Source organism: uncultured Amphritea sp., assembly GCF_937127095.1.
In the GTDB taxonomy this organism is placed as follows: Bacteria; Pseudomonadota; Gammaproteobacteria; order Pseudomonadales; family Balneatricaceae; genus Amphritea.
Window position 1 is genome coordinate 1 of the sequence record NZ_CAKZLP010000071.1, and the last position, 18410, is coordinate 18410.

Here is an 18410-nt window from a genome sequence, read left to right on the forward strand (position 1 = left end):
ACAAAAACAAGAAAAGCCGCGCTATGCGCGGCCCAACTCGATATTCTTAACAAAAACCTCTAAGGTGTTTCTCAGAAGGGAACGTCATCATCGAAGGTGGTCTCAGGCATACTTTGATCGTAAGAGGTGTGGTGATCTGAATGATTGCCTGCTGAGGTTTCTGTCTGAACTTTCCAGGCCTGAAGGTTATTGAAATAACGACCGTTATATTCCCGGCCACGAATATCGAAGGTAACAGTGACGTTTTGTCCGACATCCAGAGAATCAAGCAAACTCACCTTATCCTGAACAAACTCAAGGCTAATGTCCTGGGGATATTTACCATCCTCGACGGTTACCACCATTTCTCTTTTCGTGAAGCCGCTGTTGAACGTTTGAGTATCCTGAATCACTTTAACTTTTCCTGACAATTCGTAAGCCATTATTACCTGTATCCTTCTGTTAAGGGCTATCTTCTGGCGACTAATTAAACCAGAAAACATGCAACATTACCCATTGAAATAACCACTGAATATAGTGTCGTAATCATTCATCGTTATCTTTTCCTTCATGGTTAGAACCATTCATCGGCAGGACTATTGATATAAGCGGGTATACATCTGTGAGTCATGTGGTTTTCTCAAACCGGGGAAAAGCTTCAAACACCGACCACACATCAGCAGGAAGACAGCAGATACTTTTGTTTTACGCTGTGCTTGCGACGTTTAAACTTATTTAGAGGATACTGCAAAAGTAAAACTTGAGTCGTAACTTAGCTGGGTATTGTTGGGGGTTAATACTTGAGAAAGGATGTTGCCCGTCGTCAGTGAACGAGCAACAGGGACAGGTTGGTAAATTAGCCGATCAACTATGGATTCATGCGCTCTCGGGCGCGCTTTGAAAGTTCTTTACCGGACGTTCTATCCAGTATTTCCAGTTCATGGTGCATCGCTGTTTTAGCCAGCATATGGGCGGTTACAGGCGCTGTAATGAGCAGAAACAGGGTGATGAGCAGTTCATGTACGCTTAAATATCCCTGCTGATAGGTGGCAAGGATCATCGAGGCTATCAGCAGGCAGCCCATACCCAGCGTTGTTGCTTTAGTTGGGCCGTGTAGACGGGTGTAAAAGTCGGGAAGCTTTGCAAGGCCGATAGAACCAATCAAGACGAATATCCCCCCGGCGACTAGAAATACTGATACGACTAACTCAATCCAAAATTCCATAATTTCGTTCTAACTCTTCTCATTATAAGGTATTTACGTGGCCGCTTACTCGATCAGATCGCCGCGTAAAATGTACTTGCACATTGCTGCTGTGCTGACGAATCCAAGCATGGCAATTAACAGAGCGGCCTCAAAATAAAGTGAGGTGCTTGAAGAGATACCAAACAATATGATCAGCGCAATACTGTTAATGTACATAGTGTCCAGGGCCAGAATACGGTCAGGCCTGCTGGGGCCTTTAAGCAACCGCCATAAATTAAGGGCCAACGATACACAAACCAGTACGCTGACAATGAGTATTGCAGTACTTAGCATTCGAATATCTCCATAAGCGGTTGCTCATAACGCTGTTTGATTGAGGCGATAAGTTCATCTTTATCGGTCAGATTAAGGACATGTACATAGAGCCATTTCTTGTCTGCGGAGATCTCTGCGCTGACAGTGCCTGGGGTTAAAGAGACAGTGCTGGCAAGAATGGTGATCGGAAGCTCATGTTCGATGTTCAGCGGAACCGCGATGAAGGCCGGGCTCAGTTTTTTAGATGAACCCAGTACCAGCATTGCTACCTCAAAATTAGCCACAATGATGTCTCCGATAACCATTAAAACATAGCGTAAGGTTGCTAATGGTTTGCGAAAACCGGGTTGTGTGTTTTGCATACCCGATGTCAGTAGAGGAATAGTCAGCGCTAAAAAACCACCTAAGACTATGTGGCCCGGCGCTACGGTATTGTTGAGTAAGAGCCAGACGACAAATAATATAAGTGAGTGCAGAGGCATGGGTAATAAGCGAAAACGCGGTTTAGTTTTCATTATTTATCCCCTTCTGGAAGCATCGCATAAACTGACTGACCTTCATCATGTAGTTGAGCTGCGGCAAGATTTGTAAAATCTGTGATGGGGCCTCCAAACATGACTAACAGTGGTGATGCACTGAGTAATAAGGCAACAGCAATAAGCTTGAGTCGGGAAATCGGTACATCATTGCTGCTTTTTCCCGAAGAACGCCAGAAAAGAGTGGTACCCGCACGGGAGATTGCTATCAAACATGCCAGCCCTGCAATCAATAGAACAGGCCATACCCAAACCATCTCACTCATGCCCCGGGCTGCTTGTAATATGAGTATTTTGCCGACAAATCCTGAAAATGGCGGCATACCTACTACCGTAAGTGCTGCAATGAAGAAGGTAATCCCAATGACCTTTCCGTGATGCATTTTGCGTGCGCTGACATAGCGATCTTCAGCCTTACCCCGTTGTTTACTAATGAGGTCCGCTATCAGGAATAGTGCCCCTGTAATCAGGGTCGAATGTATTATGTAATATAGCGCTGCTGAAGTGGCGGCTTCACGTTGCATCGCGGTCGCCAGCATCAGCGTTCCGACCGAGACGATCACCAGATTAGCAGCGGTTAATCTTAAACTTGGGCTGGCAAGTACACCGATTGCTCCCATGATCAGGGTTATCAGTGCTAAGGGCCACAGCCAGGGAATGATTATGCTGGCGAGTGCGCCGGCATCTTCACCGAAGATAGTCGTGTGTACCCGTAAAATACTGTACACACCGACTTTGGTCATAATGGCGAATAGTGCTGCAACGGGAGCACTGGCTGCAGCGTAGGTATTAGGCAGCCAGAAGTGCAGCGGCAACAAGGCTGCTTTTAGCCCAAACACGACCAGTAATAACAAGCCACCTGCCTTCGCTAAAGCTTGTTCCTGTTCGCCTAATAACGTCACTTTATTCGCCATGTCTTCGATATTCAGCGAACCGAAGGTGCCATAGAGAATACCCAGCGCAAACAGGAAAATACTCGAGCCAACCAGGTTCAGAATCACATAGTGTACCGTTGCTTTAGTTTTCTGTTTACCACCGCCATGTATTAACAGGGCATAGGAAGCGATGAGCAGCACTTCAAAAAAGACGAATAGATTGAATATATCCCCTGTCAGAAACGCACCATTAACCCCCATGATCTGAAACATAAAGAGTGGGTGAAAATACATGCCATCGTTGTCATCACCGGCGCAGGCATAAAGCTGAGCGGCTAATCCAAGTACCGAGGTCAATAGCACCATCATGGTTGATAATCTATCGGCGACTAAGGCGATGCCAAAAGGAGGTTCCCAGCCACCCAGTATGTACAGTTGCGTGCCTTGCTGATGGCTGGTGAGTAGAAGCCAGGTAGAGGCAATGATAAGAACAATCATCACCAAAACCGCAAAAATACGATGTCGGGAGATCGAGTTGCTTAGCGGTGGAAGTAACATCAATACTGCCGCCAGCATGGGTATTAAAATGGGAAGAATAGGTAGATGTTGCATTAACCATTCCTCTTATCGGATATATGGGTCTGATTGAGTGGCAGCCGAATTTGACCATCGACATGGTCATTGCCCTGATCTGCCCGTGAACGCATGGCTAATATCACTACAAATGCTGTCATGGCAAAACCAATGACGATGGCGGTTAGTACTAATGCCTGGGGCAATGGGTCGCTGTACTCAGCTGACTGACCCAGTACCGCAGCACTATCGAGCTTTAGACGACCACTGGCAAATAGAAACAGGTTAACGGCATAAGATAACAGGGTTAGTCCTATGACAACGGTGAATGTCCGTCCTCTTAGCACGAGAAAAAAACCACAGGTGGTTAGTATGCCGACACAGAACGCATAAATCGCTTCCATTAATCGTTCTCCTTAATATGTATGCGTTCGCTGGTGGTTAGCTTGCCCAGGTTAGCCAGTATGAGCATTACCGCACCTACAACGGTTAAGTAAACGCCTAAGTCAAACAGCATGGCGCTGGCAAGCTCGAATTTACCAATCCAGGGCAGGTCGAAATAGTCAAACCAGCTACTCAGGAAGGGTCTGTCAAAGATCCAGCTGCCTAATCCGGTCGCAGTCGCGATTAATATGCCGCCTGCTATGAGCCACTGATAATCAATATTGATCCGCGGTTTTATCCACATTACACCGTGGGCAATATATTGCTGAATAATCGCTACAGATGTAATCAGACCAGCGATAAATCCGCCGCCAGGTACGTTATGTCCCCGTAAGAAAATATAAACAGAAACTAACAGCGCTAAGGGAAGAAGACTTTGTGACACCATCTCCAGCATCATAGGGTGAGGGTCGTTACTCCAGGCACGTCCTTTATCATCGCGTGTCGGCATGAAGATTCGCATTTTGGCAATGAGTTTGAAAACACCTAGTGCGGCAATACCCAAGACAGTGATCTCTCCAAGTGTGTCAAAGCCTCTGAAATCGACCAGAATGACATTCACCACATTGGTGCCACCGCCACCGGTTTTACTATTCGCGATGAAGAAATCTGAAATGGTGTTTAAAGGGGTTGTGAGCATGGCGAAACAGATAGTGCCGATGACACAGCCTAATAATCCAGACACTAATAAATCCCCGCTTAAACGCCGGTTAGTCGACTCTTTATGTGCATTCTGGGGCAAAAAGAACAGTGCCAGAAGTAACAATATAATGGTGACTATCTCGACAGAAAGCTGTGTGAGTGCCAGGTCGGGCGCTGAAAACTGCGCAAATGCCAGTGATACGATTAACCCAACGACTGACAGGAATATGAGCGCAAGAAATCGTCGCCGATACCAGATGACGGTCGCGATCGCGCTCAATATCAGTAGTAGGGCACCGGTCAGGGTGACACCATCCAGTGGGATTTGAGCACGTGACCCCGTATTCTGCGTCAGATCGAGTAGCGGTAATGCCCCCATGACTAAGGTGAATAACAGCAGCAAAAAGATATAGCGTTGCAGGGAACCATTTTCCAGGGTGTCTATAACTTTCTGAGAGCCCCTGACGATCGATTGAATGACACCTTCGAAGATCTGCTTTGCATCAGGTTCATCGAAATGTGATTGAAATTCAAACAGGTGACGTCGGTTGTAGTAAATTGTTGCGCCTCCGACCATTGCCATAAAACTCATAAATAAGGGGATATTAAACCCGTGCCATATAGCCAGACTGTAAATGGGGACCTCGTGTTTCAGCACGGCTAACGAGGCAACATTCAATAGGTCACCGACCACGTAAGCCGGGAATATACCTACCACTAAACAGAGGGTTACCAAAATCTCTACCGGCACCTTCATATAACGAGGTGGCTCTTTCGGTGTTTTAGGCAGATCTATCGGTTCACCGTTAAAGAATACGTCATGAATGAAGCGCAATGAGTAGGCGACAGAAAAAGCCGCACCGACAGTCGCCAGCATAGGAATCAGCCAGGAAAGAGAGCCAAGCGTACTTTGGTTAAGTGTTTCGGAAAAGAACATCTCCTTTGACAGAAAGCCATTCAATAGTGGTACGCCCGCCATTGATAAAGCCGCTACCATTGCCAGCGTAGCGGTATAAGGCATGTATTTCCAAAGGCCGTTGAGTTTACGCATGTCCCGTGAGCCAGACTCATGATCAATAATGCCGGCAGCCATGAATAACGAGGCTTTAAAGGTCGCGTGGTTGATAATATGGAATATAGCTGCGACAGCGGCAAGCTCTGAGTTAAGTCCTAATAGCAGCGTAATAAGTCCCAGATGACTGATCGTAGAATATGCGAGAAGGCCTTTCAGATCATGTTTAAACAGGGCGACATAAGCGCCTATCAGCAGGGTTATTAAGCCTGTCAGACTTACAATTATGAACCATAAATCTGTGCCTGCCAGCACAGGGTAAAAACGCGCCATGAGGAAAATACCCGCTTTTACCATCGTGGCGGAATGCAGGTAGGCACTGACGGGTGTCGGTGCTGCCATGGCATGAGGTAACCAAAAATGAAACGGGAATTGTGCTGATTTTGTGAATGCGCCTAACAGGACTAATGTTAATGCTATTGGGTAAGTAGCGTGCGATCGGATCAGATCTCCGCTGGATAAAACCGTGTCGAGATCAAAACTACCAACAATGTTACCAATCAGCAATAACCCTGCGAGTAGCGCAAGCCCACCCGCACCGGTCACTGTCAGAGCCATTCTTGCGCCTTTTCGGGCCTCTGATTTATGTGACCAGAAGCTGATCAGGAGAAATGAGCTGATACTGGTCAGTTCCCAGAATATCCATAACTGAATTAAGTTATTTGATGTGACGATACCAACCATCGCGCTCATAAACAGAATCAGGTATGCATAGAACTGCCCCATCGAGTCCTTTGCGGATAAATAGTACCGTGCATATAAAATTACCAGTAAACCAATGCCGAGAATCAATAGCAGAAACAGCAGTGAAAGCCCGTCGAGCCGAAATGAAAGGTCTAGCCCCATAGCGGGGATCCAGGCTATGGATTGGCGAATCTCTTGCCCATCAAAGATATCGCCGGCAAACATGAGCACCAGTATGAGAGACCAGGCGGGAAGTATTGCAACGGATAAAGTACAAATATTGCGGCCGAAACGCTCAGTAAACAAAGGGACTAATGTGCCAATAAGCGGCAATAGTACAACCCATAGCAGATTCATATGAAGGGATGGCTCCAGTTTAAATGGTGACATGACAAACAATAGATTGATTTATAAGTCATATCTTGGCTTTTGTTACTATACGCATTGTACTGTTTTGGTCAAAAAACAGAAAAGCTTTTACGACAAAATCTCAGTTACTTTACAGCTCTGGGGCTAAAAGCATAGATTTTGAGTGCTGCGGGCTGAATAATTAAATATTCTGATAATTAATTAAGGACGGCAGGCGTGATCGCTGAGTTCAAACCACCGCTTTGTCTTACGCTCTCAGCATCAGATCGAGTCAATAACATAGCTAAATTGCTATCGTTTTTCATCAAACCTCGATAGCGTGCTTTTACAAAACCAAGCGGGCACTTAATGATCCCATACGGATGCTTAGCGTTGGCGCTGGTCAATGTATCAATCAGCATTAACGAACTTGCGAATAAGTCTCTAAAATTGAACAGCCTCGAGCCTGATCTGACAGACGCCTTCGGGAAATGGCGACTGTCAGGTCAAGTCTGAACTAATGTATCTGAAAGAGTACAGTTGAGTCGTATTACACGTACTACTTTGCGAGTAACTCTTGCTGGACATCATCAAGTGCCTGACGAACTTCGTTTAAAATTAACTTGTCCGCCAGTTTTTCATCTATATCGGGTACATCCCACTCAAAAATAGTGCGATATTTTTCAATTAAAGCTTTTACGTCTTTGATAATGTCGCTGCGATGTGCCGATAATTCTAACTCTTCAATGTGAGCCATTCTCATTTACCCTGGTCAGATTTAATCCATAGGAACAGACTATAAGTGATTACTTGCCTCCACTCGGTGCGACATCGAACAGAATAAATACTTTATTCCATTTCAATACAGCATGCCTGTCATGAGGGTAAGATAGTCATCCTCTGAACATCCAGCAAACAGTGTTGGTTAAATGCAGCTGACCATCTTATTGTGAATTATGCCGGTTGGCTGTATAGCAATCTCCATTCGCACAATAAAGCTTTCTGCATACTGAAAATTGCTTATCCTGAATCAGCAGAGAGTGAAATCGCCCGTTATCTCTATTGGTATTCAGGTATTGATTATCAGATGAACCTTTTGATTATCAGACCGGTAAACCAAACAGATAATATACCCAGCCAGCACTGAGGCCTGAACAAACGATAAGAGCAATGGGGTTGACCGGCTCTCTTGGTATCGCGTTTCCAGCATCCTTTTTACGGCCGCTGAACATGGAAGCAACCAACGTCTCTTTTGATACAATACTGTGAACGATAACGCCCAGAACATGCAATCCAATCAACCACTGTAGTATCAATTGCACCGTGTGGTGAATTTCTGCGCCTAAGCTTGCCAGTTGTTCACTGACGCTGGCGTAAAATGGTCCTTCCCATAACACTTCATCGGAGGTGACCAGTCCAGAGGTCGCTTGCAATATCAGTAGCAGGATCAGCATCACAACCATTATCGACCCAGCAGGGTTATGGCCATAAAAGTGCTCCGGATTGCCTTTAGCGACAGACTTCAGGTAACTGAATCCTTTGAACGGGGATAGTACAAAAGAGCAGAAACGGGCATAGCGGGTACCTGCAACGCCCCACAGGATACGAAACAGAAGCAACCCCGACAGAAGATAACCACTATAAAAATGCCACTGCATCAGGCCGTCATCCCAGCTACCGCTATAAATCAGGAACAGAACCAGTGAAACCAGTAGCCAGTGAAAAATTCGGGTAGGCAGATCCCAAATCTTAACCATCAATTAGATACTCCTTATGTGATTGATGATTGGGGTAAGGGTAGCCTTATTTGATAACAAGGCTACCGGTGAATCTTTTATTTAGCGCGATACTTCTCGTGGCATGATTTACATGACTTACCTAACGGACCAATCGCTTCGCGCAGAGCATCAATGCCCTGACCCGCATTGGCTGCCATTGTGTCAGCAGCGGCGGCAAAGTCCTTGTTCATCTGACCAATCTCAGAACCTTCCTGCCAAATCGCTGCTTTCGCTTTAGTTTTGCCAGATAACCCTTCTGCGTCCATATCAGAGCCTTTTGGCCACATCATCTGGTTGTTCATTAATGATGCATTTTTAAGGTTATTTGCCATCGTCTGAGCTAATTCAGCATCGTAATCACGCTTACCTTTAGCCATCGCACCCAGCACGCCGATATTAAACTTAAGCACTTGGAAATAGCCCTGACGGGCTTCTATCTCATCTGCAAATGGGTAGTCTGCTGCCATTGCTGGTGCAGAAACTGTCGCGAATACCGTTGCGCATATTGCTGCTTTAATAACCATTTTCATTTTTCGACACTCCTGGTCTGATTAAATAATTTTTCATGGTATCACTCTCTGATACATAAGGAAGAGCTAATGTTGGTAGGTTGAATGTAAAGTTATGTAAAGCTTTTTAGTGGTAGGGCCTTTCAGGCCATTATTGGTTTATCTAATGCAGTCGCAAGCCTCATTTAATGGGGTAAAACAGGTCTGGTTCAGCGTTAACCGCGTATAGCATTCAAAATAATCTAAGGAAACTTGCAATGAACGTGTTGATCTCCTTTTCAGTCACTCTGGCTTTCGCTATATCAATGTTGTTTCGCCCGGTGTTTGCTGAAACTGAAGCCCCGTCACACTGTCCGGATATCCTCAATTATGAATTTAAGCGGCTGGGTAAAGAGACCCGTGAGAATCTGTGCGAGCACTACCGGGGTAAACTTTTACTGGTGGTGAATACGGCCAGTAAGTGCGCCTATACGCCTCAGTATGATGGGTTAGAAAAACTCTATCGGGATTATGCTGCCGCGGGTTTGGTTGTCCTGGGTTTCCCCTCAAATGACTTTGCCGGCCAGGAACCCGGCAGTGAGCAGCAGATTCTGGATTTCTGCCGGGTCACCTATAACGTAGAGTTTCCAATGTTTGAGAAGGTTCATGCCGGAAAAGCAAATGCACACCCGTTCTTCCGGGCATTGGCTGAGCAAGCCGGTGGTGAGTATCCGGGTTGGAACTTTCATAAGTATCTCATTTCGCCAGAGGGGGAGTTGATTGACAGCTTTAAAAGTCAGGTAAAACCGTCGAACCCGCTGTTAATTGAGAAGATTAAGGCGAATCTTCCCCATGGATGATCTGTCCAGCAGAAAATCTGTCGCTGTTCCGAAATCACGTATCTCCCGGTTAAGTCAGTTAGGCTCACTAGCCGGTCGTGTAGCGGGAAATATGTTAGCTGACGGGGGTAAGCAACTGGTGCAGGGGCGCAGACCTGTCATTCGAGATCTGTTAGTGACGGAGAAAAATCTGTCACACCTGGCGGATAAGCTTGCCACTATGCGCGGGGCCGCCATGAAAGCGGGGCAACTGCTATCAATGGATTCTGGCAGTCTTCTCCCCAGGGATATGGCGGTGATCCTGGAACGCTTGCGATCTGATGCTGTAACCATGCCTGCGACGCAACTGTTGGAAGTGTTGGAGCGTAATTGGGGAGATCAGTGGCAGAACCAGTTTAAACGTTTTAGCTTCAACCCAATCGCTGCCGCGTCTATCGGCCAGGTGCACCGGGGGGTAACGGTTGATCAGCGGGAGATGGCAATCAAGATCCAGTACCCTGGCGTTAAACAGAGTATTGATAGTGATCTGGATAATGTCTTTGGTTTGTTGCGCATGAGCGGGCTGATTCCCCGTGATCTCGATATCACTCCGTTGGTTGATGAAGCGCGGATCCAGCTAAAGCGGGAGGCTGATTACTGCCGTGAAGGGCTGAATATCTGCCAGTACACGGATAACTTAAGTACTTTTAAACAGCGGGATCAACTTCTGCTTCCAGCGTTTTATGGCGATATTTCCACCGATGATATTCTCTGTATGTCATATATGCCGGGGCAGCCATTAGATAAACTGGCATCTGCCCCGCAGGACGAGCGTAACCGGGTGGTGACGTTGTTAATGGAGTTGTTTTTTGCCGAATTTTTTACCTATCACTGTGTCCAGACCGACCCGAACCTGGCTAACTATCTTTATGTCGAGCAGAGCAAAAAATTGGGCTTGTTGGACTTCGGCGCAACCCGTGATTTTTGTCCCGATTTTGTATGCCGCTACAAAGCTGCCTTAAAGGCCGCCGTGTTAATGGATAAGCCGCAACTGCATCAGGCATTGGAAGCGTTAGGTTTTTTCAATAAGAGCCGGGACGTTAAGAATGCAGATGTGGTGCTGGATATCTTTATTCTGGCAACTGAACCGATGCGCTTTGATGGCGAATATGATTTTGCGCAAAGCCAGCTGGCGGACAAAATACGCGACAAAGGGTTAGCCGTTAGTGGCGATCCTGACGCCTGGCACACGCCGCCCCCGGACGTACTGTTTTTGCATCGAAAAATGGCGGGTTTATATCTTATTGCCAACCGCTTTAGCGCCCGGGTGAATATCAAAAAGATAGTATCGGACTATTTCTAATAATCAGCTATAACGGCTATCTATAGCGAATCCACCGGTCTGTCAGGTGTTTTTCCTGGGTGTGAGAAACCCCGGTAGCTATTGTGGGCGATAGAACCTGCCCGGTTTGGGGCAGGTTATCAGCAAATTTGCTTAAGGTTACCGGGCTTATTCGAACACGATACCCTGAGCCAAAGGCAACTCACCACCGAAGTTGATAGTATTGGTAGTACGGCGCATATAGGCCTTCCAGGCATCAGAGCCGGATTCCCGACCGCCGCCGGTCTCTTTCTCACCGCCGAAGGCACCGCCGATCTCGGCACCGGATGTGCCGATGTTGACGTTGGCGATACCGCAGTCAGAACCCGCAGCTGACATGAACGTTTCTGCTTCACGCATGCTTTCAGTAAAGATTGCCGATGACAGCCCCTGAGGCACTTCGTTCTGAATCTCAATCGCTTCGTCCAGATCAGTGTAGGTCAGCACATAGAGGATGGGCGCGAAGGTCTCTTCGTGAACCACTTTGGCGTCGTGGGCGATACTGACAATTGCCGGGCGAACATAGTAGCCGCCATCGGGCACTCCGTCCGTTACACGCTCGCCACCGAAGAGAATTTCACCCCCCTGTGCAATGGCTGCGCTCAGTGCATTTTGCATCGTATCAAAGCTGTGTTTGTCGATCAGCGGGCCGACCAGAGATCCGTCTATGCTTGGATCGCCGATGGGCAGCGAGGCATAGGATTTTTTGAGACGCTCAACCAGGTCGTCCTTGATTGACTTATGGGTGATCAGGCGGCGCAATGTCGTACAACGCTGGCCAGCGGTACCGGCTGCAGAGAACACAATGGCCCGCAGGGCCAGATCCAGATCAGCGGTGTCCGAGACGATCATGGCGTTGTTGCCGCCCAGCTCCAGCAACGAGCGGCCCAGACGTGCGCCAACGGTCTGACCCACACTGCGGCCCATTACCGTTGAACCGGTGGCTGATACCAGAGGGAAACGCGTGTCCTGAGCGATCAGCTCACCAATATTACGGTCGCCGATGATGACGCTGGTAATACCCTTTGGCATCTCCGGCATCGTCGCCAGTGCTTTCTCTACAATTGACTGACAGGCGAGGGCACAGAGCGGGGCTTTCTCGGACGGTTTCAGCACCATTGAATCACCGCACACCAGGCCGATCATGGTGTTCCAGGCCCAGACAGCCATAGGGAAGTTGAACGCGGTAATCACAGCAACAGGCCCCAGGGGCTGCCACTGTTCCATCATCCGGTGGCCGGGGCGCTCACTGACGATGGTTTTACCGTGCAACTGACGGGACAGACCCACGGCAAAGTCACAGACATCGATCCATTCCTGAACCTCACCCAGGGCTTCAGGCATGATCTTGCCGGATTCCAGGGTGATGACCTTAGCCAGGTCCTCTTTGTGTTTCCGGGCAAAGTTACCGATACGCCGGACCAGCTCACCCCGCAGGGGCGCAGGCGTGGTGCGTAGCTGTTTGAAGGCTTCTTCTGCGTTTTGAATAACCGCTTCAAGCTGGGCTGGGGTGGCATTTCTGAAGCGGGCTACTGCCATCCCATTGATGGGTGAATTCACTGAAAACTCATGCCCTTTGCCGGTTTCACTCAGGTTGTTGCCTATTACGCTGTAATAGACGTTTTCTGATTTGAGCGATGTAAGGCCCAGATTTTCGAGAAAAGTCATGTTCATAGTAAGCCCTTATAAAAGCGATTATTCGACCATCCAAGCTTAGCTGTCAGGAGCGGTATAAAAAAATACTAAATATCTGGAGGGGGTATCGTCAAAAGCTATATCGCTTATTAATGTCTATAGGCTATTCTATTAGCTTCGAGAGTGTGACTATTTGAGACTGTTATGGATTTTCGTTCACTACGTTACTTCGTCGCTGTGTATGAAGAACTGAGTCTGAGTGCTGCATCGAAGCGCTGTTTCGTGGCGCAGCCCTCTATCTCCGCGGCTATTCAGCAACTGGAATCTGAGCTGGACTGTGCGCTGTTTGTGCGCCACTCAAAAGGGGTGACGCCCACCCCGGAAGGCACCCGTCTTTACCCTGATGCTCGTAAAGTGCTGGGGGACATTCAGTCGATTAAGCTGCAGTTTCAGGATAAACCTGAGTTTCTGCCGGTACGACTCGGCCTGATGCCATTTCTGTCGGGTAAACTGATCGGACGGGTGATTAAAGCGCTGTTTCGGGAGATTCCGGGGCTGGACCTGACGCTGGTGGATATCGCAGAAGCGTCTGATCTGCGTATCGTCTCCAGCAGCATTGTTGAGCCTGACGAAGCCTTTCATAAGTTATGGACCGACCGCTATGTTCTGGCTCTGCCCAAAGGACATCCATTGGAGATCCACGACTCAATCGATTTTGAACTGTTGAATAACCTGCCTTACATCAGCCGACGGCGGTGTGATTTTAATGATGCCTGGAAGTTTCTGCTGCAAAAGCGCGGGATTATTCTGAACACTAAGGCGACCGTGCGCACCGAAGAGTATGCCCTGGATATGGTGGCGGCGGGTCTGGGGGTGTCGGTGGTGCCGAAACAATCCACCGATGGCAGAAAGGATATCATTATTCGTGAGGTCAACGGCTTGCAGCTGGAGCGGGTGGTTGGTCTGGCCTACGCCCGCAATAAACCGTTACCGCCGCTGCTACTGTCAGTGATTGAGAGTGTTAAGTTGGAACTCGTCGAAGAGTTGGCCGGGCAGTTAGACAGCTAATCCGGTGATGCTTAAATGATGCGCTGATACAGGTGATAAAGGTCTGCCCCCCGGGCAAAGTACTGTTCCCGGGTGCGCCGGGCAGTGATCGGTTTTAGTTGCGTGACCGGTATGAACATCTCGTCCAGTGGCATCCCTGTCAGATGGTCCGCCAGTGATCTGCCCACCATTGTGCCAGGGCCGATACCCCGACCGCTGTATCCAATACAGGCGGTCAGACCCGGCGCAAGGCTGTGAAGGTGTGGCAGATGGTCATTTGAAAAGGCGATTCGGCCGGACCAGCCATGGCTCCAGACATCGTTGCTGTTACTCATTTCTGATCGACTGAAGAGATCCGGAAACAGTTTGGATAGCTGATGGCTGGCCCACCGCTGTAAAAAGTTGTTTCCTGTATTTTCGACCTTACCGATACTGCCAATGATCAGCCGCCCGGATCGGTCCAAACGGATCGATGACATCACCTGCCGGGTGTCCCAGCAGCCGTGCTTTTCCGGCAGAATCGTTTTCAATTGTTCTGGTTCCAGTGGATGGGTTGCATACTGGAAGTAATAGAGCGGGATAAAGGATTGCTGCAGCGTTTTATGCAGGTGTTCACTGTAGGCATTGGTGGCGATAACCACCTGATTGGCCATTACAGTACCGTTCGCGGTGTCGACGTTCCAGTCGCCGGAAGCGGTATTGCTGAGTGCGGTAACCGCGGAACCGGTATAGATTCTGGCGCCCAGTGATTGTGCTGCCTGTGCCAGACCCCGAGCATAGCTGAGGGGTTGAATCGTCCCTGCGCGAGGGTCAAACAGTGAGCTCCTGTAGGCGCTTGTGCCGGTCAGTCGGGCGGTGGTTGCCGGGTCTTTTAGCTCTACCGGGGCTCCCCGTTGCTGCAACTGCTGTGCTCTTGTGATTAAAGCACGGTCCCCCAATCCTGAATGAGACAGATGTAGGGTGCCATTACGCACCGCTTCACACTCAATGCCGAAGCGTTCTATCAGTGAAAAAACTAGATCGGGTGCCGCCGCTAACTGCGTATTGAGTCGCTGGCCGCAGGTAGAGCCTAAGGTCGCTTCAACCTCATCAGGGCTTACCCACAAACCGGCATTCACCAACCCCACATTGCGACCAGATCCGCCGAAGCCGATCTCTTGCGCCTCAAGGACAATCACATTAACCCCTTTTTCAGCCAGATGAAGGGCTGTTGAAAGGCCGGTGTAGCCGCCGCCAATAATCACCACTGATGCGCTTTGTTGTCCCTGAAGCGGGGCTGTTTCAGGAGCCGGACTGGCACTTGCTGCCCACAACGAGTCAGGAGGTGTGTGACGAATTATGTGATGACTGTTCATGGCCGGACCTCCATTCAAATCGTACTCTTCAGCTTAACGATCATCTGATTCGTTCCCGGACACATTCTGACGTGTGATGAAGCGGGAAGAGGATCAATCAAGGTTGATGCAGTGATTAACGTGCGTATCATCACGATCATATTCCCGGCTCAGACGCTGCAGAAATACTGTTTTCATAGCTCCCATATAGGTGTGGGCTATGGCAAGATAATGGATGCCGCCCGCAATAATCGGTCTGGCCCGGTCTCTCAGTTGCGATGCTCTTAGCTACGATCTTCTCAGCTGCGATGGGTCGATTCGAAGATTTTGTCAGCATTATTGGCGATAAAGCCATCAAATAGTTGGCCATCGGCGTTTTTATAGCGCATGGCAAATTCATAAAAACAGGTAGGGACCGTGCGTGTCTGACCGCAACTAAAGGTCATCTCTGTCTGGTCTGCCATGGTGGACGATTGCACCAGAAGGTCTGTTGGCAGCCCTTTTATAGCCCCGCCTGCCTGATTGATCGGAAACTGGTGTTGTTGCAGCAGATCAATCACCTGCTGCATATCTGTCAGCGACTGTAAGTGATTCAGACTGACGGTAAAGTGATTAACCCTCAGTCCCATACTTACCAGCCAGGCGGCGTATTCGCTTTCGTCTGACAGGGTATCGTAATCAGCTGCGGTGATCGGCTGCCACAGCCTTCCTCGGGCAAATATTTCCGGGCCATCAACTGCGCCGGGATCGATCTGGGCCACAACCGATTGAAGAATACGCTGACTCTTTTCACTCAGAAGGTGGCGCATCAGCTCACTGACAAAGATACGGGGGACATCCGGGTCCGGGTGGGAATAGCTTCGGGCAATCAGTTTCTTTTGTTCAAAAGTGTAATGTTCCTGCAGGGTGTAACCCATTGCCAGAATCACCGACTGCAGATGCTCCAGATCAATGGCTGAGTCGGAGAAGGTTCTGAATGCCACATGATCATTGATCACGGTTTCCCCCAGGCCGGTGAACAGGTCGTGGATTTTCTGTGCCTGTGGTGCGATCTCGATATAGTCCTGCCAGAGCATTGCAAAAAAGGTTTCGTAGTTCATCTCTCATACCCAATCAGATGTTCAGTGGGCTGGCGCATAGACTGCGCGATATCAGCACTGTTTATTCAGTCTTGTTAGTCAGCCTTCTTTAGTCAGCATAGAAACAAACTTATTGGCTTGCCTGATATAAGTACAATATCGCTTTTTGATATGGGCTATACACTCAACCTATAGACGATGCTGTTTAAACCTTTTTCAGCGCTGCTTCCAGCAGGGTGACAAACACTTTCAGTTTTGCCGAGGTCTCCAGCCGTGATGGATAGATTGCGTGGATATCAGCTTGCTGGCTATAGTCCGGAAGGATGCGAATAAGGCTGCCGTTTTGCAGTTCCTGACGGATATTCCAAAACGATCTGAGCATGATGCCCCGGCCATCGAGGCACCACTGTTTGGCTACGCTGCCGTTATTGGTGGTCAGCGGTGCGGCCAGTTTAATACTTTTTTTGCCGGATCTATTCGCTAAGCGCCAGTGTCCATAGCTATGGTCCCGTTCCCTGATACCGATGCAGCGATGACGGTTTAGTTCCGCCAGTTGTTGCGGGGTTCCATGTTCTTCCAGATAGCCTGGCGCGGCGCAGAGAATTCGCTGGTTTTCACACAGGCGTTTGGCGATCATCTGTTGAGGCAGTTCGCCACCGACCCTCAGTTCAATATCAAAGCCCTCTGAAATCAGGTCCACAGGACGGTCCAGCAGCTCCAGATCAATCTCCAGTTGCGGATACTGCTGGCTAAAGCGGGACACCACCGGTGCGATAAAATGGCTACCAAATCCGCTACTGGTGACAATTCTTAGTTTACCTTTGGGTATCTGCTGTTCGTTGACAATTTCGGCTGTCATCTGCTCCATGGTTTCCAGTAGACGTTCTGACCACTCCAGGGCGATTTTACCTTCGGGGCTCAGTATCACCTGCCGGGCGTTGCGAATAAACAGACGCACGCCCAGATGCTTCTCCAGCAGGTTGATCCGTTTGCTGATATATGCCGGCGAGACATCCAGGCTGTCGGCCGCACTACTGAAGCCTTGCAATCGGGCAGCGACTACGAACACCTGTATATCGTTAAGGGGAGGAAGTTGATTCACGTTTTGTGATCCTTGTCTTTACACTATGGCTTTTTAATCTACGTATCATATCGAATAAGATGGTTATTTCCGAATTCGAAAAGATCTCTTTTTCAAGTGAGTACGACGATGAACAAAGTAAAGATTGCGGTGATTCCCGGTGATGGTATCGGTAAAGAGGTTATCCCTGTCGGGATGCAGATACTCGAAGCGGCAGGGCGTAAACATGGGGTGGAGTTTAACTGGACAGAGTTTGACTGGTCCTGTGAAACCTATCATCGCACCGGGCGGATGATGCCTGAAGATGGTCTGGAGCAGCTGAAAGGGTTTGATGCGATCTATCTGGGGGCGGTGGGCTTTCCTGGTGTGCCTGATCATATCTCCCTTTGGGGATTGCTGTTGCCGATTCGCCGGGCGTTTGATCAGTACGTTAACCTGCGTCCTGTCCGTTTGTTTGAGGGGGTTCCCTGTCCGCTGGCGGGTAAGCAGCCTGGCGATATCGATTTCTACGTGGTCAGGGAAAACGTTGAAGGGGAGTACTCCTCTGTGGGTGGCATTCAGTATGAGGGTACTGAATATGAGGTGGTTTCTCAGCAGAGTATTTTTACCCGTCGTGGGACAGATCGCATTCTCAAGTATGCGTTTGACCTGGCTCAGAGCCGGCCGGCTAAACACCTGAGTTCAGCGACCAAGTCTAACGGCATCTATCACTCTATGCCTTACTGGGACAGCCGGGTCGAAGCGATGGCGAAAGACTATCCGCAGATAAATGTGGATCAGTATCATATCGATATTCTCACGGCTAACTTTGTGCGCATGCCGGAACACTTTGATGTGGTGGTGGGATCAAATCTGTTTGGCGATATTCTCTCAGATCTGGGACCTGCCTGTACCGGCACCATCGCCATCGCGCCGTCGGCGAATATCAACCCGGAAAAAACCTTTCCGTCAATGTTCGAACCGGTGCATGGTTCGGCGCCGGATATTGCCGGGCAGGGGATCGCTAACCCACTCGGCACCATCTGGGCCGGTGCGATGATGATGCAGCATCTGGGCTTTGAGCAGATGCACGACACCCTGATACAGGCGATGGC

The 18410-nt window shown here is 48.9% G+C and carries 19 protein-coding genes; 4 read left to right on the top strand and 15 right to left on the bottom strand.

Going from position 1 to position 18410, the window contains the following annotated elements:
• Nucleotides 1-71: 71 nt before the first annotated feature.
• The 11 genes from Q0499_RS18175 to Q0499_RS18225 all read right to left on the bottom strand — a co-directional run bounded on the left by Q0499_RS18175 (nt 72) and on the right by Q0499_RS18225 (nt 8983).
• Nucleotides 72-422 carry a DUF3127 domain-containing protein gene (locus tag Q0499_RS18175; protein ID WP_299202415.1) on the bottom strand — a complete coding sequence of 117 codons (351 nt, stop codon included), beginning with the start codon at nt 420-422 and terminating at the stop codon, nt 72-74.
• A gap of 425 nt (nt 423-847) precedes the next feature.
• Nucleotides 848-1204: a Na+/H+ antiporter subunit G gene (locus Q0499_RS18180; RefSeq protein WP_299202417.1), complete on the bottom strand. Its 357-nt coding sequence runs from the start codon at nt 1202-1204 to the stop codon at nt 848-850.
• A gap of 45 nt (nt 1205-1249) precedes the next feature.
• Nucleotides 1250-1519 carry a K+/H+ antiporter subunit F gene (locus Q0499_RS18185; protein ID WP_299202420.1) on the bottom strand — a complete coding sequence of 90 codons (270 nt, stop codon included), beginning with the start codon at nt 1517-1519 and terminating at the stop codon, nt 1250-1252.
• Nucleotides 1513-2016: a Na+/H+ antiporter subunit E gene (locus tag Q0499_RS18190; RefSeq protein ID WP_299202423.1), complete on the bottom strand. Its 504-nt coding sequence runs from the start codon at nt 2014-2016 to the stop codon at nt 1513-1515. Before Q0499_RS18190 ends, Q0499_RS18185 begins: the two co-directional genes overlap by 7 nt.
• On the bottom strand, nt 2016-3524 hold the full coding sequence (locus tag Q0499_RS18195; protein ID WP_299202426.1) for a monovalent cation/H+ antiporter subunit D: 1509 nt from the start codon (nt 3522-3524) through the stop codon (nt 2016-2018). Before Q0499_RS18195 ends, Q0499_RS18190 begins: the two co-directional genes overlap by 1 nt.
• Nucleotides 3524-3889, bottom strand: a complete 366-nt coding sequence (locus Q0499_RS18200; RefSeq protein WP_299202428.1) for a Na+/H+ antiporter subunit C — start codon at nt 3887-3889, stop codon at nt 3524-3526. Before Q0499_RS18200 ends, Q0499_RS18195 begins: the two co-directional genes overlap by 1 nt.
• Entirely contained in the window at nt 3889-6684 is a 2796-nt protein-coding gene (locus tag Q0499_RS18205; RefSeq protein ID WP_299202430.1) for a monovalent cation/H+ antiporter subunit A, read from the bottom strand. Before Q0499_RS18205 ends, Q0499_RS18200 begins: the two co-directional genes overlap by 1 nt.
• A gap of 209 nt (nt 6685-6893) precedes the next feature.
• Nucleotides 6894-7097 (bottom strand): hypothetical protein, encoded by a 204-nt coding sequence (locus Q0499_RS18210; protein ID WP_363317833.1) that lies wholly within the window; start codon nt 7095-7097, stop codon nt 6894-6896.
• A 137-nt stretch (nt 7098-7234) separates the two neighbouring features.
• Nucleotides 7235-7432 carry a hypothetical protein gene (locus Q0499_RS18215; RefSeq protein ID WP_299202432.1) on the bottom strand — a complete coding sequence of 66 codons (198 nt, stop codon included), beginning with the start codon at nt 7430-7432 and terminating at the stop codon, nt 7235-7237.
• Nucleotides 7433-7778: 346 nt separating this feature from the next.
• Entirely contained in the window at nt 7779-8432 is a 654-nt protein-coding gene (locus Q0499_RS18220; protein ID WP_299202435.1) for a cytochrome b/b6 domain-containing protein, read from the bottom strand.
• A gap of 77 nt (nt 8433-8509) precedes the next feature.
• On the bottom strand, nt 8510-8983 hold the full coding sequence (locus Q0499_RS18225; RefSeq protein WP_299202439.1) for a cytochrome c: 474 nt from the start codon (nt 8981-8983) through the stop codon (nt 8510-8512).
• 236 nt (nt 8984-9219) lie between these two features.
• Between Q0499_RS18225 and Q0499_RS18230 the strand changes: the two genes are divergently transcribed.
• Together Q0499_RS18230 and Q0499_RS18235 are read left to right on the top strand one after the other, a co-directional pair.
• Nucleotides 9220-9801 carry a glutathione peroxidase gene (locus tag Q0499_RS18230; RefSeq protein ID WP_299202442.1) on the top strand — a complete coding sequence of 194 codons (582 nt, stop codon included), beginning with the start codon at nt 9220-9222 and terminating at the stop codon, nt 9799-9801.
• On the top strand, nt 9794-11122 hold the full coding sequence (locus Q0499_RS18235; protein ID WP_299202445.1) for an AarF/ABC1/UbiB kinase family protein: 1329 nt from the start codon (nt 9794-9796) through the stop codon (nt 11120-11122). Before Q0499_RS18230 ends, Q0499_RS18235 begins: the two co-directional genes overlap by 8 nt.
• Nucleotides 11123-11269: 147 nt before the next feature.
• Here the strand turns inward: Q0499_RS18235 and Q0499_RS18240 are convergent, their stop codons facing one another.
• Nucleotides 11270-12814 (bottom strand): aldehyde dehydrogenase family protein, encoded by a 1545-nt coding sequence (locus tag Q0499_RS18240; RefSeq protein WP_299202448.1) that lies wholly within the window; start codon nt 12812-12814, stop codon nt 11270-11272.
• A gap of 165 nt (nt 12815-12979) precedes the next feature.
• On the opposite strand from Q0499_RS18240, the gene Q0499_RS18245 reads away from it, so the two are divergent.
• A complete protein-coding gene (locus Q0499_RS18245) occupies nt 12980-13843 on the top strand; it encodes a LysR family transcriptional regulator (protein ID WP_299202451.1) in 864 nt (287 codons plus the stop codon).
• An 11-nt stretch (nt 13844-13854) separates the two neighbouring features.
• Here Q0499_RS18245 and Q0499_RS18250 read toward each other — a convergent pair whose 3' ends face one another.
• The 3 genes from Q0499_RS18250 to Q0499_RS18260 all read right to left on the bottom strand — a co-directional run bounded on the left by Q0499_RS18250 (nt 13855) and on the right by Q0499_RS18260 (nt 17337).
• Nucleotides 13855-15177 carry an FAD-binding oxidoreductase gene (locus tag Q0499_RS18250; protein WP_299202453.1) on the bottom strand — a complete coding sequence of 441 codons (1323 nt, stop codon included), beginning with the start codon at nt 15175-15177 and terminating at the stop codon, nt 13855-13857.
• A 278-nt stretch (nt 15178-15455) separates the two neighbouring features.
• Nucleotides 15456-16256, bottom strand: coding sequence for a DUF1338 domain-containing protein (locus tag Q0499_RS18255; RefSeq protein WP_299202456.1), 801 nt, complete (start codon nt 16254-16256; stop codon nt 15456-15458).
• A gap of 184 nt (nt 16257-16440) precedes the next feature.
• Nucleotides 16441-17337, bottom strand: a complete 897-nt coding sequence (locus Q0499_RS18260) for a LysR substrate-binding domain-containing protein (protein WP_299202459.1) — start codon at nt 17335-17337, stop codon at nt 16441-16443.
• 108 nt (nt 17338-17445) lie between these two features.
• Here Q0499_RS18260 and Q0499_RS18265 point away from each other — a divergent pair.
• On the top strand, nt 17446-18410 hold a 965-nt coding region (locus Q0499_RS18265), incomplete at its 3' end, for a tartrate dehydrogenase (protein ID WP_299202462.1).

Coding starts and splice junctions, on each gene's coding strand:
- Q0499_RS18175 (WP_299202415.1), bottom strand. CDS start 422: ATGGCTTACGAATTGTCAGGAAAAGTTAAAGTGATTCAGGATACTCAA.
- Q0499_RS18180 (WP_299202417.1), bottom strand. CDS start 1,204: ATGGAATTTTGGATTGAGTTAGTCGTATCAGTATTTCTAGTCGCCGGG.
- Q0499_RS18185 (WP_299202420.1), bottom strand. CDS start 1,519: ATGCTAAGTACTGCAATACTCATTGTCAGCGTACTGGTTTGTGTATCG.
- Q0499_RS18190 (WP_299202423.1), bottom strand. CDS start 2,016: ATGAAAACTAAACCGCGTTTTCGCTTATTACCCATGCCTCTGCACTCA.
- Q0499_RS18195 (WP_299202426.1), bottom strand. CDS start 3,524: ATGCAACATCTACCTATTCTTCCCATTTTAATACCCATGCTGGCGGCA.
- Q0499_RS18200 (WP_299202428.1), bottom strand. CDS start 3,889: ATGGAAGCGATTTATGCGTTCTGTGTCGGCATACTAACCACCTGTGGT.
- Q0499_RS18205 (WP_299202430.1), bottom strand. CDS start 6,684: ATGAATCTGCTATGGGTTGTACTATTGCCGCTTATTGGCACATTAGTC.
- Q0499_RS18210 (WP_363317833.1), bottom strand. CDS start 7,097: ATGCTGATTGATACATTGACCAGCGCCAACGCTAAGCATCCGTATGGG.
- Q0499_RS18215 (WP_299202432.1), bottom strand. CDS start 7,432: ATGGCTCACATTGAAGAGTTAGAATTATCGGCACATCGCAGCGACATT.
- Q0499_RS18220 (WP_299202435.1), bottom strand. CDS start 8,432: ATGGTTAAGATTTGGGATCTGCCTACCCGAATTTTTCACTGGCTACTG.
- Q0499_RS18225 (WP_299202439.1), bottom strand. CDS start 8,983: ATGAAAATGGTTATTAAAGCAGCAATATGCGCAACGGTATTCGCGACA.
- Q0499_RS18230 (WP_299202442.1), top strand. CDS start 9,220: ATGAACGTGTTGATCTCCTTTTCAGTCACTCTGGCTTTCGCTATATCA.
- Q0499_RS18235 (WP_299202445.1), top strand. CDS start 9,794: ATGGATGATCTGTCCAGCAGAAAATCTGTCGCTGTTCCGAAATCACGT.
- Q0499_RS18240 (WP_299202448.1), bottom strand. CDS start 12,814: ATGAACATGACTTTTCTCGAAAATCTGGGCCTTACATCGCTCAAATCA.
- Q0499_RS18245 (WP_299202451.1), top strand. CDS start 12,980: ATGGATTTTCGTTCACTACGTTACTTCGTCGCTGTGTATGAAGAACTG.
- Q0499_RS18250 (WP_299202453.1), bottom strand. CDS start 15,177: ATGAACAGTCATCACATAATTCGTCACACACCTCCTGACTCGTTGTGG.
- Q0499_RS18255 (WP_299202456.1), bottom strand. CDS start 16,256: ATGAACTACGAAACCTTTTTTGCAATGCTCTGGCAGGACTATATCGAG.